Annotated in this window: 16 protein-coding genes; 5 read left to right on the top strand and 11 right to left on the bottom strand. The window is 68.4% G+C overall.

Features of this window, described 5'->3' with window-relative positions:
• Positions 1–56 precede the first annotated feature (56 nt).
• The 5 genes from CHC08_RS32525 (at position 57) to CHC08_RS32505 (ending at position 4,395) form a co-directional block, all read left to right on the top strand.
• Positions 57–1,118, top strand: a complete 1,062-nt coding sequence (locus tag CHC08_RS32525; protein ID WP_089211212.1) for an ABC transporter ATP-binding protein — start codon at positions 57–59, stop codon at positions 1,116–1,118.
• Positions 1,119–1,231: 113 nt separating this feature from the next.
• Positions 1,232–2,029: an ABC transporter permease gene (locus CHC08_RS32520; protein ID WP_179282338.1), complete on the top strand. Its 798-nt coding sequence runs from the start codon at positions 1,232–1,234 to the stop codon at positions 2,027–2,029.
• A gap of 133 nt (positions 2,030–2,162) precedes the next feature.
• Positions 2,163–3,293, top strand: a complete 1,131-nt coding sequence (locus CHC08_RS32515; RefSeq protein WP_179282337.1) for a sensor histidine kinase — start codon at positions 2,163–2,165, stop codon at positions 3,291–3,293.
• Complete coding sequence (locus CHC08_RS32510; protein ID WP_089211209.1) at positions 3,290–3,883, top strand: response regulator transcription factor; 594 nt, start codon at positions 3,290–3,292, stop codon at positions 3,881–3,883. Before CHC08_RS32515 ends, CHC08_RS32510 begins: the two co-directional genes overlap by 4 nt.
• Positions 3,884–4,077: 194 nt before the next feature.
• Positions 4,078–4,395: an STAS domain-containing protein gene (locus CHC08_RS32505; RefSeq protein WP_089211208.1), complete on the top strand. Its 318-nt coding sequence runs from the start codon at positions 4,078–4,080 to the stop codon at positions 4,393–4,395.
• A 100-nt stretch (positions 4,396–4,495) separates the two neighbouring features.
• Here the strand turns inward: CHC08_RS32505 and CHC08_RS32500 are convergent, their stop codons facing one another.
• The 11 genes from CHC08_RS32500 to CHC08_RS32450 form a co-directional block, all read right to left on the bottom strand.
• Entirely contained in the window at positions 4,496–5,101 is a 606-nt protein-coding gene (locus tag CHC08_RS32500; protein ID WP_089211207.1) for a TetR/AcrR family transcriptional regulator, read from the bottom strand.
• Positions 5,102–5,345: 244 nt separating this feature from the next.
• Positions 5,346–5,969 carry a response regulator gene (locus CHC08_RS32495; protein WP_089211206.1) on the bottom strand — a complete coding sequence of 208 codons (624 nt, stop codon included), beginning with the start codon at positions 5,967–5,969 and terminating at the stop codon, positions 5,346–5,348.
• A complete protein-coding gene (locus tag CHC08_RS32490) occupies positions 5,944–7,140 on the bottom strand; it encodes a sensor histidine kinase (RefSeq protein ID WP_143653421.1) in 1,197 nt (398 codons plus the stop codon). Before CHC08_RS32490 ends, CHC08_RS32495 begins: the two co-directional genes overlap by 26 nt.
• Before the next feature lie 50 nt (positions 7,141–7,190).
• Positions 7,191–8,357, bottom strand: coding sequence for a sensor histidine kinase (locus CHC08_RS32485; RefSeq protein WP_089211204.1), 1,167 nt, complete (start codon positions 8,355–8,357; stop codon positions 7,191–7,193).
• A gap of 5 nt (positions 8,358–8,362) precedes the next feature.
• On the bottom strand, positions 8,363–9,205 hold the full coding sequence (locus CHC08_RS32480) for an ABC transporter permease (protein WP_089211203.1): 843 nt from the start codon (positions 9,203–9,205) through the stop codon (positions 8,363–8,365).
• Between the two features lie 74 nt (positions 9,206–9,279).
• A complete protein-coding gene (locus CHC08_RS32475; protein WP_089211202.1) occupies positions 9,280–10,122 on the bottom strand; it encodes an ABC transporter ATP-binding protein in 843 nt (280 codons plus the stop codon).
• Between the two features lie 127 nt (positions 10,123–10,249).
• Entirely contained in the window at positions 10,250–10,909 is a 660-nt protein-coding gene (gene nucS / locus CHC08_RS32470) for an endonuclease NucS (RefSeq protein ID WP_089211201.1), read from the bottom strand.
• Between the two features lie 86 nt (positions 10,910–10,995).
• Positions 10,996–12,144, bottom strand: a complete 1,149-nt coding sequence (locus CHC08_RS32465; RefSeq protein ID WP_089211200.1) for an ABC transporter permease — start codon at positions 12,142–12,144, stop codon at positions 10,996–10,998.
• Entirely contained in the window at positions 12,141–13,019 is an 879-nt protein-coding gene (locus CHC08_RS32460) for an ABC transporter ATP-binding protein (protein WP_089211199.1), read from the bottom strand. The genes CHC08_RS32465 and CHC08_RS32460 overlap by 4 nt, the downstream gene beginning before the upstream one ends.
• Positions 13,016–13,330, bottom strand: coding sequence for a winged helix-turn-helix domain-containing protein (locus CHC08_RS32455; RefSeq protein ID WP_089211198.1), 315 nt, complete (start codon positions 13,328–13,330; stop codon positions 13,016–13,018). The genes CHC08_RS32460 and CHC08_RS32455 overlap by 4 nt, the downstream gene beginning before the upstream one ends.
• Positions 13,327–13,767 carry a hypothetical protein gene (locus CHC08_RS32450; protein ID WP_089211197.1) on the bottom strand — a complete coding sequence of 147 codons (441 nt, stop codon included), beginning with the start codon at positions 13,765–13,767 and terminating at the stop codon, positions 13,327–13,329. The genes CHC08_RS32455 and CHC08_RS32450 overlap by 4 nt, the downstream gene beginning before the upstream one ends.
• Between the last annotated feature and the right edge of the window lie 190 nt (positions 13,768–13,957).

Genomic DNA, 13,957 nt, shown 5'->3' with positions numbered 1-13,957 from the left:
TCTCCGGTGATATCGGCGTCTACCTGCAAAAAGGCAGGAAGGCAACGATTGTCCACATGACATTGCGACAGGGTGTGGACGCGACGGGCACCGAAGCCGCCGGCCTCGACAACGTGATCGAGGTCGGCGGGCTCCGGCAGAGGTACGGTGACTTCGAGGCCGTGCGCGGCGTCTCCTTCACCGTCCCGAGGGGCGAGATCTTCGCCCTGCTCGGCACGAACGGCGCCGGTAAGACGACCACGATGGAGGTGCTGGAGGGCTTCACGCCCGCCACCGACGGCACCGTCCGGGTGCTCGGCCTCGATCCGATCCGGCACCGGCGCGAGCTGCGCCTCCGCGTGGGGATCATGCTGCAGGAGGGCGGATTCCTCGGCGACCTCACGGTGGCCGAGACCGTGGACCTGTGGAAGGGGCTGAGCGAGGACGGGGGGCGTCCCGTCACCCTGTCCGGCACCACCACGTTGCCCGGAAGCTTCAATCTCATGGGCCGGGTCAGGGGAGTGGACCGGCGGACCATGGGGGCGCTGGAGTTGGTCGGCCTGGAGAGCAAGGCCAGGACCAAGGTCCGGCAGCTCTCCGGCGGGCAGAAACGTAAGCTCGACCTCGCGCTCGCGGTGCTGTCGGCCCCCGAGGTGCTCTTCCTGGACGAGCCGACCACGGGAATGGACCCCGAGGCCCGCCGGACCACGTGGAAGGTGATCGAGAACCTGCGGGCCGGCGGCACCACCGTGCTGCTCACCACCCATTACCTGGAGGAGGCCGAGCGCCTCGCCAGCCGGTTGGCCATCATGCACGAGGGCCGGATCCATACCTACGGCACGGTCGAGGAGGTGGTGGCCGGCTCCGGTGACACCGTCGCCTTCCGGCTCGCCGGTGTCACCTGGTCCTTCGGTGACCTGCCCTCTCTGGACGGCACCGTTCCCACGCTGACCTATGCGGGCGGCGGCACCGAGGTCACCTACACCCTGACCGGCGGACGGGCCGAGGCCCGCGCGCACGCCGCGCTCCGGCCGCTGCTGAAGTGGGCCGACGAGCGCGGCGAGACCCTGGAGCGGCTGGCCGTACGCAGGGGAACCCTTGAGGACGCGTTCATGCGTGTGGTCGGAGAGGTCCGATGAGGCGGGCAGGATCCGTCGGGGAGAGCGGAGCGATCCGCGAAGAACGAACGGCCGCGGTGGCGGCGGACACAGCGGACACAGCGAACACAGCGCAGGAGAAGTGGGGAGCGATCATGAGGACCGACGTCCTGCACGCCGTACGGCTGGCGAGGCTCGACCTGACCCTGGTGTTCAGGAACACCACCGTGCTGTTCACCGTGTTGCTGCTGCCGCTCCTGATGGCCTGGTTGTTCACACAGGTCCAGGGGGGCGCTGAGATCTCCGGGGTGCCCAGCACGCTCTACGTGCTGACCGGGGTGCCCGGCCTGATGCTGGGGTTCGCGGTCTTCACCAACCTGGTCAACACCTTCACGGCCCGGCGTGAGGAACTGGTGCTCAAGCGGCTGCGCGGGGGCCAGCCGTCTTCGGTGGCGGTCCTCGGCGGCAGCGCCCTCGGCGCGCTCGCGCTCTTTCTCGGCCAGGTGGCGCTGCTGGTGATCTGGATCAACCGGTCCGACGGGGTGCTGCCGGCCAACGTGCCGCTGCTGGTGCTCGCGGCGGTCCTGGGGGTCGTGCTGTTCGGTCTGTTCGCCGCCGCCTTCTCCGGAATCACCCCCAACGCCGAGCTGGCCCAGGTCACGGTGCTTCCGGTGATCCTGCTCATGATGGTCGGCGCGCCGGTGGCCTTCTCCGTCGACATGCTTCCCGGTCCGCTGGGCACGGTCGCCACCCTGCTTCCGGTGACCCCGGTCGTGACGATCATGCGTACCGCTTTCCTTGGCCAGGATCACTTCTCCGGGAGCGGCGAGGCGCTGGGCATGGCCGGGCAGTGGGTGGCCGCGCTGCCCTCCCTGGGGATCCTGCTGGCCTGGATCGCGGTGGCGGCCCTGCTGGCCAGATGGCTGTTCCGCTGGGAACCCCGACACGGCTAACGTTCGTTGCGAAATGGCGATAAATGATGATGAGGGAGCGACGGGGCGTCTCAGGCGCTCCGTCCTTCGTTTTTTCCCCCGGGGCGGGAAGCGAACGCCCGTCGAGCGGCTCCGCCGGTTGACCTTCTGGTCGTTGATCATCGGCATTCCCCTGGCCTGGGCTGGTGCCTTCAACGGAATCGCGGCAGGCGGGAAGGCGGATTCCGAGGCCCTCCCCACTCTCGTTCTCGGGTTGCTGGGACTGATCGCCTTCAGCGCCGTCTATATGAGAATGGTGAAGGCGGCCGTCGCCGGGACCACGGCCAATCGTGAGATCGTGGTCTCGGGCGTGCTCGTGATCGTCCTGCTGCTGACCCAGGAGACCCACCTGTGGACCTGGGGACTGCTCGCCCCGGCCTGGGCGACGGGAGCGGCGCTCCTGCTGAACAGGGTCGGCACGCTCGTCGCCAGCCTGGGTGCGACCGTGGTCCCATTGTTTCTCGTATCGATCGGGGACGGTCTCTTCCCCGGCTTCGACCGCATGATGGTCGCACCGTACGAGGCCGACGAACAAGGCCTGATCGGCACCTTCGTCGGGGTCGCCCTGGTGATGCCTTCCACCAATCGACTCCAGCTCTGGTTCTGGCAGGTCGTCAAACTGGCGGAGGAGGGCAAGGAGGCTCAGGCCCGGCTGGCCGTCACCGAGGAGCGGCTCCGGTTCTCCCGCGACCTGCACGATCTGGTCGGGCACAGCCTCTCCGCGATCGCGGTGAAGAGCGAGGTGGCCGTCAAGCTGTCGAGCGTCGACGCGGCGCGGGCCGTCGCGGAGATGGACGAGGTGCGAGGGCTGGCGCGGCAGGCGCTGAAGGAGATCCGTACGGCGGTGCGCGGCTACCGGGTCGTCGATCTCGACGCCGAGCTGCGCAGCATGACCGCGGTGCTGGAGGCGGCCGGCATCCGCTGCACGCTGGAGACGCCCCGGGAGCAGGTGCCCGACGAGCTTGCCACGCTGCTGGCCTGGGTGGTCCGCGAGGGCGCCACTAACGTGCTGCGGCACAGCTCGGCGACCCGCTGCCGGATCGCGGTCGCGCTTCGCGACGGTACGGCCGTGCTGGAGATGACCAACGACGGGGTGGCGGGGACGGGCGGGCGCGGCGGCACCGGGCTTGCCGGGCTGTCGGAGCGGCTGGCGACCGTGGGGGGAGCCGTCACCGTCGGCGGCGACGGTAAAGGTGACGGTGAGTTCAGGCTGCGGGCGACGATCCCGCTGGAGGGAATGCGATGATCCGGGTACTGCTGGCCGACGACGAGCACCTGATCCGGGGGGCGATCGCCACCCTGCTGGGCCTGGAGCAGGACATCGAGGTGGTGGCCGAGGTGGCCAGGGGAGACCTGGTGGCGCAGGCCGTACGGGATCGTCGTCCCGACGTGATCGTGCTGGACATCGAGATGCCGGGAATGGACGGGCTGAGCGTCGCCGAGACGCTGCCGGGCCACGCGATGGTGATGCTGACCAGTTTCGGGCGGCCCGGATACCTGCGGCGGGCGCTCGCGGCGGGAGTGCGTGGCTTCATCCCCAAGGACGCCTCCGTGGACGAGCTGGCCGCCGCGATCCGCAGGGTCCATTCCGGCGGCCGCTATCTCGACGCGGAAATGGCGGCCTCGGCGATGATGGCGGGGGAGAGCCCGCTCACGGAACGGGAGCGCGGTGCTCTGGCCCTGGCCGCGCAGGGCGCGCCGGTCGGTGAGATCGCCGCATCGCTGCATCTCACCGAGGGCACCGTCCGTAACTACCTATCCAGCGCCATCACCAAACTGGGCGCCACCAACCGGATCAACGCGATCCGGGCGGCCCAGGAAAAGGGGTGGCTCTGAACGGCATCTTCTCTTCCTCTTCGGGAAAGGGAAAGTCATGGCCGTAATGAGTGTGAATCGGGACGCGTGTGGGGGACGCACCCACGTTCATACTGTGACATCGTACGAATACGGTGCGTGACCTACTGGCTGTGGTGGCGCATCGCCGTTGTGCCTGGACGTGTCGGTTACACGACCAGGTTTGAGGAGGAGGCATGCGCGTCCCTGGTAACCCCGAGGCCCAGGTGGTCAGCGTCGGGCACCGTCTCGACGTGGGCACCGTCGCCGGGGTACGCCCGCGGCTGCACGGAGCAGTCGACTCCGGCGAGGGTGACCTGATCGTAGATCTTTCCGGGTTGGAAATGATCGACGCCACCGGTCTCGGAGTGCTGGTGGGCACGCATCGCCGCGCTGTGGGCGCGGAACGCCGCCTTATTCTGCGAGGGGTGCCACCGCGAGTGATGCGGGTGCTGGCGGTGACCCGGCTCAACCGGGTTCTCACCGTCGAGCTCCCCGTGGCGGCGGTGGCCTGATCCCGGCCACCGCCGGTCTTCGGGACGCCGGCGGACCGGGCATATCGAGGAGGACGGGTTCATCCGAGCCCGTCCTCGTCCTCGCGGCTCGCGCGGGCGATCAGGTCGCGAAGGACCGGTGGAAGATGTGCACGGCGGTGCTGATCAGGCGGTCTGTCTCGGGAGGGTCGTCGGCCAGCACCCATTCGATGAGCAGTTCCTGAAGCGCCCCGATCATGCCCAGCGCGAGCAGATGCCGGTTGATCCTGACCGCTTCCGGCCGGTCGGCGACGATCGTCTCGATCATGTTGGTGAAGGCCTTCACCGCCTGCTGGCGCGAGGTGATGAGGCAGTCTCCCGCCCGGCGCACCTCCAGGTGCATGATCCGGGCGCGGCGCCGGTCCTCGGTGACGAAGTCGATGTATCCGGTGATGCCCGCCTCGACCCGGTCGAGTAGCGTGTCGGGGGCCTGTTTGACGGACTTCGCCACCGAGAGCAGAGTCTCGTGCACGCACCGGTCGTGGACCACCTGCATCAGTTCTGTGCGTCCGGAGAAACATTCGTAGAAGGCGCGATTGGAAATGCGCGCGGAGGCGCACAGCTTCTCAATCGTGGTCTCCGGAAAACCAGGGTCGGAGTAAAGGGTGTACGCCGCGGAGATCAGGCGCTCCCGACGCTCCGTCAGCCGCTCCTCCGCCGACATTCCCCTGTATGACCGTCCATTCATGTCAAGCCCCTGCCTTCAGTGTGGGGTTGACAAATGCTCGCTCTATCACTTCCACCTCATGGTCATGGCCCCCGGAATCCACCATTATGGGTGCAAGATCCTTTTTGTGGAAGGGTCAATGCGCTATTGCTTGCGTCGTCCATGCAAGAAGGTCACAAGCCTGACTAGTCGGTCAAGTTCCTTCCGGTCGCGAATGAACGAGGCGGGGGCCATTCCGGCGATGCGGGGCGCCGGTCCCGGACGTTCAACGGATGAGCAGGCCCCTGTCGAGAGCCGTGGTCACGGCGGCGGTGCGGTCGGAGACACCGAGCTTGCCGAAGACGCGCAGCAGGTGGGTCTTGACCGTGGTCTCGCTGATGAACAGGGCCTTGCCGATCTCCCCGTTGGTCAGTCCCCTGGCCACCAGGGAGAGCACCTCGGCCTCGCGCGGCGACAGCGACTCGGTCACCGGGGCTCGCATCCGGGTGACGAGCCGGGTCGCCACCGAGGGCGACAGCACGGTCTCGCCGCGCGACGCGGAGACGATCGCGGCCAGCAGGTCGGCTCTGGAGGTGTCCTTCAGCAGGTATCCGGCGGCCCCCGCCTCGACCGCCCGCACGATGTCCTGGTCTGTCTCATAGGTGGTCAGCACGATCACCCGGCTCTCCGGCCGGTTCGCGAGGATGCGCGAGGTGGCGCTCACCCCGTCGCCGTCCGGCATGCGCAGGTCCATCAGGATCACATCCGGTCTGAGCTCCCCGGCCCGCACGACCGCCTCGTCCCCCGACGCCGCCTCGCCCACCACGGTGATCCCCGGATCGGCCTCCAGCATCCCCCGCAGGCCCTCGCGAACCACGGGGTGGTCATCGACGATCATCAGACGCAGCACTGTGATGCTCCTTGGCGGGAGGGTCGGAATGGTCGGACGGGGCGGGGCCGCCGGGCTGGTCGGCGGGGATGGCGGCCTCAAGGAGGGTGCCCCCGGACGGAGGGCCGGTCAGCGTGAGGGTGCCGCCCACCTGCTCGATCCGGGCGCGCATGCCGCGCAGGCCGTATCCCTCGGTGGCGGCCGGATCGAAGCCCGTGCCGTCGTCGCGGACGGTCAGCCGGGTCGCCTCGGGGGTGTATTCCAGCGTCACCGCGACGGCCCTGGAGCGGGCGTGCTTCCGTACGTTGGCCAGCGCCTCCTGCGCCGCGCGGAGCAGGACGACCTCGCCCCTGGTCGAGGTCGTCCTGAAGTCGCCCCTGACCTCGAAGGTGGCGGACACCGCGAGCTCCTCGCCGAACTGCGCGGTGATCCGGCCGAGCGCCTCCTCCAGGGTGGCGCCCGACAGGGGCGCCGGGCTCAGCGCGGTGATCAGCGTGCGTGCCTCGGCCAGGTTCTCGCGCGCGGTCTGTATGGCCAGCTCGATCCGCCGTGCCTCGGGCTGCTGGAGCAGCATGATGATGCTGGTGAAGCCCTGGGCCAGGGTGTCGTGGATCTCCCCGGCGAGGCGTTCGCGCTCGGCCAGGGCCCCGCGCTCGGCCGAGAGCCGGGACACCTCGGCCCGGCGTGCCTCCAGTTCCTCGATGAGTGAGGCCCGCTCCCTGCTCTGGCCGATGATGCCGACGAGCCAGGGGCCGAAGATCAGCCCGAAGGTGACGGCGATGACCGTCACCCCCAGGAAGGTGACCAGCTCCTCCGTGGACGGCGTGACGAAGAGAAACTCCAGCGCGGGGATCGCATTGAAAATGATCACGGCGACTTTCGCCTGGTTCATGGGGAGCATCATGAAACACTGCGCGCACAGGGCGAAAAGAAGGAACCGCGTGGGCGGACAGATGATCGTCACCGGGGTGAACAGCACGATCAGCAGGACGACGTACGTTCGGCCCTCCCACGAGCGGTATCCCACGCCGACGGCTCGTCGCCCGAAACGCAGGTATGCCGCCAGGCACCCGCTGATCAGCGCGATGGAGATGACCCGCTCGGCGGTCCCGAGGGTGTCGTCGAAGACGATGAAAACAAGGGCGGCCAGGAAGGTGACGAGATAGAGCAACTCCCACCCGTTCAGACGCATGAAGGCGTGCTGGCGCGAGGGTGGGGGGTTGTCCTGAAATATCACGACGGTCACTCTGCCATCTCGACGATCAGCGTCGTTCCCCCTCCCGGCGAACTCCGCACCCGCATCGAGCCGCTCGCCTGCTCCACCCGGCTCCGCATGCCGCGCAGGCCGTATCCGCCGGTGGCAGCCGGGTCGAAGCCGCACCCGTCGTCGTGGACCTCCAACGCCACCGTCTCCGGGCCGTAAACCACCGAGACGTCCACCCGGCTCGCCGCCGCGTGCCTGCGCACGTTCGCCAGGGACTCCTGGGCGGCGCGGATGAGCACCACCTCGATGGGCGGCGGCAGCGGGCGTGACTCTCCGCGGACGGTGAAGGTCACGGTCATCCCCATGTCCTCCCTGAGCCGGTCCGCCAGCCGTACCAGTGCCTCGTCCAGGGTGGAGCCGTCCAGCGGCGCCGGGCTGAGCGCGGCCACCAGCGCGCGGGCCTCGGCCAGGTTCTCGCGCGCGGTCTGTACGGCCAGCGCCAGGTGGCGGGCCGGGTCGGACCGGGCCTCGGCGGCCTGGATCAGCATGATGATGCTGGTGAAGCCCTGCGCCAGGGTGTCGTGGATCTCCCCGGCGAGGCGCTCGCGCTCGGCCAGGGCCCCGCGCTCGGCCGAGAGCCGGGACACCTCGGCCCGGCTGCTCATCAGTTCTTCGATGAGCTCGGCCCGTTCCCTGCTCTGTCTGGAGACCCCCTCCATCCAGACGCCGAACACCCAGGAGAAGACGATCACGATGAGGGTGACCGTCAGAAAACCGAACCAGCTGGGTTCCGGCTCCAGGAACAGGTAACTGATGGCCGGGACGAGGTTCAGCACGATCACCGCGATCATGGCCTGCCTGGTCGGGAACACCATGAAGCACTGCGGGCAGAGCCCGAACAGGGCGAAGGTCACGTCGGAGGTGATGAACGTGGCCGGGATGAACAGCAGGATCAGGAGCGCGATGTAGACCGCACCGCGCCGCCGGTTCTCGGCCATGATCGCCGGGCGGCCGAGCACAAAATAGAGCGGCAGGATCGAGACCAGGCATACCGCCACGATCACCCTGTCGCGTACGGGCAGGTCGCCGAGCAGGATGATCGTGGCGGGGGCGAGGGTCGCCACGAACAGGAGGATCTCCCAGATGCGCAGCGAGTCCCATATGTGTGGCCCGGCTGGGTTGGTGACATAGCCGGGCCGACCCACATGGTTTATCCGTCGCGGCGGCTCTTCCAGCGGAACGTCATCAGGCACAGCACCAGTCCTCCGATGACCCAGGCTCCGAGGACCAGGGCGACTCGGTCCAGTTCGTATGATTTCGCGATTTCCAGCGTGGCGCCGGCATCACCGAGGAAAACCGAGCGGAAACCCTGGCACATCCACTTGAGGGGGAACACCGAGGCGATGTTCACCAGCCAGGACGGGAGCTCGCTGATGGGGATGAACACCCCGGAGATGAACTGCAGCACCACAAACGGCATGGAGATCACCGCGCTGGCGCTCTTGGCCGATCGGGGCAGGCTGCTGACCGCGATGCCGAGCAGGGACGAGCCGAGCACCCCGAGAACGAACACCCAGGCGAAGGTCACCCACCTGCCCGCCTCCGACGGCAGCTCCAGGCCGAACATCGTGACCCCGATCGCCAGCAGGATGACGACCTGGAGGAAGGAGATGAACAGGGTGTTGAGCGCCTTGCCGACGAAGTAGGAGCCGGGAGGCAGCGGCGTGCCGCGCAGCCGCTTGAGCGTGCCGTCGTCGCGGTCCCCCGCGATGTTGATGCCGAGGTTCTGGAAGCCGGTCATCGCCGCCGAACCGATCAGCGACGCCACGTAGAGCTGGGAGACGGTGAGCCCCGTCCCCTCCAGATCGCCCGCGAAGATCGAGCCGAAGATCACCAGCAGGACGATGGGGAAGGAGAAGGTGAAGATGACCGCGTCCTTCTCGCGGAAGAACATCCTGGTCTCGATGGCCGCCCGCGACAGCCCCAGCTGTGTCGCGGAAGGCTGCCTGGTACGGAGGGGAGGAGCGGGGGTTCGGGTCACGGTTTCGCTCACGGGACGGTCACCTCGGGGGGTCGGTCGACGCTGGATCGGGGGGATCGGGCTCGCGGGATGAGGCTGGTCACCCATCAGGCGGGAGCCTCGATGAGCTGGAGGTAGACGTCCTCCAGCGAGGGGCGGGTCACGGTCAGCTCGGGAACCTCGCCGTCGAACCGCCGGGTCAGCTCCAGCACGGTCCTCGTCGGGGTGTCGGTCTCCAGCGAGCGGCGCTCACCCTCGTCGAACCAGCTCACCTTGGCCTTGGCGGTCGCCCGGCCTCCCAGGGTCTTGGGCTCGCCCTCGGCGACGATCAGGCCTCCGGCGACCACGGCCACCCGGTCGGCGAGCGCCTCTGCCTCGTCCAGGTAGTGGGTGGTCAGCACGATCGTGGTGCCGTTGTGGGCCAGGCCCCCGATCAGCTCCCAGAACTGCCGGCGGGCCTCGGGGTCGAACCCGGTGGTCGGCTCGTCGAGGAAGAGCAGCTCAGGATTGCCGATCACGCCCAGGGCGACGTCCACCCGGCGCCGCTGGCCGCCGGAGAGCTGACGGATGCGCTTGCCGGCCTTGTCCGTCAGGCCGACCTGCTCGATCACCTCGTCCGGATCCTTGGCGTCCGGATAGTAGCCCGCGAAATGCCGGACGGTCTCCCGCACCGTCGCCTCGGCCACGTCGTCGGCCGTCTGGAGCACGATGCCGAGCCGGGAGCGCCACTCGCGGGTCGGCTTGTCCGGGTCGATGCCCAGGACGCTCACCTCTCCGGTGTCCCGGGTGCGGTACCCCTCCAGGATCTCCACCGTGGTGGACTTCCCCGCCCCGTTCGGGCCGAGGATCGCGAACACCTCGCCCGCGCGAATGTCCAGGTCGATTCCGCCGACCGCCTGCACGTCGCCGTAGCGCTTGGTCAGGCCACGAACTCTCACCGCTGTCGTCATGGTTCAAATGTCGCGTCCGTACGGCTTTGGCGACACCAACGACCGGTGGAACCGGCTGTCCTCCATTCGGAGGACAGCCGAAGAACATTCGGAGGACAGCGGAGGACACGACCGAGGCGGGCGGCCCCTAGAACAGGGTGTCGTTGCGCTCGATGCCCCGTAGCTTGTCGTAGTCGAGGGTGACGCAGCCGATGCCCCGGTCGGCGGCGAGCACGCGTGCCTGGGGCTTGATCTCCTGGGCGGCGAAGACGCCCTTCACCGGGGCCAGCAGGGGGTCGCGGTTGAGAAGCTCCAGGTAGCGGGTGAGCTGTTCGACGCCGTCGATGTCACCGCGCCGCTTGAGCTCCACGGCCACGGTCGCGCCCGTGTGGTCGCGGCAGAGGATGTCGACCGGGCCGATCGCCGTCATGTATTCGCGGCGGATCAGCGTCCAGCCGGCGCCCAGTGTGGTGATGTGCTCGGCGAGGAGCTCCTGCAGGTGGGCCTCGACGCCGTCCTTGATGAGACCGGGGTCGACGCCCAGCTCGTGGCTGGAGTCGTGGATGATCTCCTCCATGGTGAGGACGAGCTTCTCACCGGTCTTGCCGTGGGTCACCGTCCAGGTGCCGTCCTCCTCGCGGAGCTTGCACGGCGGATTCATCCAATTCAGTGGCTTGAATGCCCGATCGTCGGCATGGATCGAGACGCTGCTGTCGGCTTTTATGAGGATGAGCCGGGGCGCCATTGGAAGATGAGCAGTGAGCTTTCCCACGTAATCCACGCTGCACCGCGCGATGACCAGACGCATGAGCGAACCCTACCGGCCGGACGGGACCCAGATCTCCAGGATACGTCCGGCCGGGGAGCGGACGCCGGGTTTCCCCGGCGTGGGGGTCAGCGCACGACCTCGGAGAGCTTGACGCGGGCGCCCGTACGCAGGACCGCGCGCTGGTAGATGCGGGATCCGAGGGCGAGGGTGCCCACGGTCGCCAGGAGCATCAGGACCGCGGCCAGGGCGATCTCCCAGGCGGCCACCTCGCCGCCGGCCATCCGGACCGGCATGACCATCGAGGAGAACGGCGGCACCAGCGACAGGATGCGGGCCACCGGACCGCCGGGCTCGAAGGCCGCGTAGTAGGCGACCAGATAGGCGACCATCATGATCATCGTCATCGGGGTGAGGACGCTGCCCACATCCTCCTGCCGGGACACCAGCGAGCCGAGCGCCGCCGCCATCGCGGCGAAGAACCCGTAGCCGAGGAGGAACCAGAACAGGGTGCTGATCACGATCCCCGTCATGCCCGGAGGCAGGTCGGCGGCGAGGCCGGTCGCCGCGGCGGCGCCGAGACCGGCCACGATGACCACGACGAGGTTGACCAGCGCGAGCACGCCCAGGCCCACGATCTTGCCGCCGAGCAGCTGCCAGGGGCGGATCGAGGTCAGCAGGATCTCGACGATGCGGCTCCCCTTCTCCTCGACCACTCCCATGGCGACATACATGGAGCCGTAGATGATCAGGAAGAACAGCAGCATGACCAGAAGTGACGCGATGCCGATTCGCACGCCGGAATAGCGGGTGTCCGTCCCGACCGAGACCTGCTCCAGGGGCGCGACCCGCATCGCCTGGGCCACCTTGGCCGGGTCGAGGCCCGCGTCGGCGAGTTGTCTCTGGACCTGGGCCGCCTGGTGCGCATTCTCCAGCAGCAGGCCGAGCTCCCGGTCGACCTCGCCGTCGGCGAGCACCTTGCGATCGGCCACCAGTGCGGCGTCCACGTCGCCGGCGAGCACCGCCTTGCTCGCGGCGGCCTCGTCGGGGAACTGCCTGACGGTGATCTCGATGTCCTTCGCCGTCTGGGGGAGCGCGGCCTGCAGCGACTGCGAACCGGTGACCCCCACCGTGTAGGAGTCGGGCCCGGCGAAGATCCGGGGGAGGAACGCGAGTGCGGCGACCAGCACGGCGCTCACCACGAGGCCGATGACGAAGGCTTTTGTACGGCCGCGCGTGACGATCTCCCGCCGCGCGACCAGCCACAGGCTGCTCATGCCACCGCCTCTCTGAAGATTTCGGTGAGTGTGGGCCGCTGCCAGCCGAAGTGCTCGACCCTTCCCGCCTTGGCGGCGAGGTGGAGGATCTCCTGGCCGTCGCCGGTGACGCCGGTGAGGAGGACTTCGTCACCGTTCTCGGTGATGTCTCCCGGCAGGCCGGAGGTCCAGCCGGGGGTCGCGTCGCGGACGATCACCCTGAGCCGGCCGCGCCCCTCCCTGTCACGCAGGTCCTCGACCGCGCCGCTGGCCACCATGCGACCGGCGGAGATGATGCCGACCGAGTGGCAGAGCCGTTCCACCAGGTCCAGCTGGTGACTGGAGAAGAGCACCGGCACGCCGGAGCGGCACCGTTCGGCGAGCACGTCGGCCAGCGCGTCGACGGCGAGCGGGTCCAGCCCGGAGAAGGGCTCGTCCAGGACGAGCACCTCGGGCTCGTGCACCAGGGCGACCGCGAGCTGCACGCGCTGCTGGTTGCCCAGGGAGAGCGTGTCCACCGCGTCGTTGCGGCGCTCGGTGAGCGAGAGGCGCGTCAGCAGGCCCTCGGTCGCCCGCCTGGCGTCGCCCGAGCCCATGCCGCGGAGCCGGCCGAAATACTCGATCTGCTCGGTGACCTTCATCTTCTGGTAGAGGCCGCGCTCCTCCGGCATGTAGCCGAACCTGCGCCGGTCCTCGAACGTCAGCGGCCGGCCGTCCCGGAGCACGGACCCGGAGTCGGCGGTCAGCACGCCCATCAGGATTCGCATCGTGGTGGTCTTCCCGGCGCCGTTGGCTCCCACGAAGCCGAACATCTCGCCGGGTTTCACGGAGAACGTGACCCCGTCCAGGGCGGTCTTGTCGCCGTAGCGTTTGTGCAGATCGTCAATTTCGATCACGGGGGGGATCCTTCGGTCAGCCGTCTCAGTACGGAGATGTATTCCTGGAATGCCCGGTGTCCCTCGTCGGTGAGCGCCAGCCAGGTGCGCGGACGCTTGCCGACGAAGACCTTCTCCACCCGGACATAGCCGGCCTCTTCCAGGGTGATGATGTGTTTGGAGAGCAGGGAGTCACTGACCTCGATCGTGTCGCGCAGGAAACGGAACTCCGCCTTCTCCGTGGCCGACAGGGCGGCCATGATCGACAGGCGGACCGGGGCGTGGATGACGTCGTCCAGGGCGTGCCGCGGATGCGAGCCGGCGCCGCTCATCGCCCCGCCCTCAGGATTCGCCAGCCGCCGTAGAGCGCCGGGAGGCCGGAGAGCACCGCCAGCACGATCAGCGCCGCGACCCAGCCGCCGCCCGGATTCTCGGGGCGGAAGAACATCCCGAAGATGAACGTGACCACGAAGAAGATCACGTAGGCGACGGTCACCGGAGAGGTCGGCTTGTTGACCCAGGTGACCTCGCGGTCCTGGACCTTCATCGCGCCCAGATAGAAGGTGCTCGCGACCGCGAGCGCCACCCAGATCACCCCTGCCGTCGCCTGTGCCCACACCGGGCCGAGGGACATGGTCGGCCAGTACAGCATGGTGCACAGTCCCAGGGTTACGAAGATCCATCCGGCGACCCGCGCCGGCCGCCGGATGCGGCGGTCGATCTCGCCGATCTGCCGGAGCGCGTCCGTCGGGTCAAGTTTGTCCTCCACGAACTCCTCCTCCGCTCATCTCCTCAAATGATAATTACTACTCAACTATCGTTCAAGTACTTTCCAAAGGTTCTCACAAAGACGAGTGTCGGAGGGGTGAGCCGTCCCCGGCTTTGGGGTAGGCGGGGGGTCTCTGGGAGACTGTTGCGGTGCCGAAGCGGGCGGTCGCCGGCACGGAGTGGATTTCGCG

It is taken from the genome of Streptosporangium subroseum (assembly GCF_900188345.1).
GTDB classification, from domain to species: Bacteria; Actinomycetota; Actinomycetes; order Streptosporangiales; family Streptosporangiaceae; genus Streptosporangium; species Streptosporangium subroseum.
The sequence above is the reverse complement of the archived record's forward strand: the minus strand, read 5'-3'. Positions and strand labels throughout refer to the sequence as shown.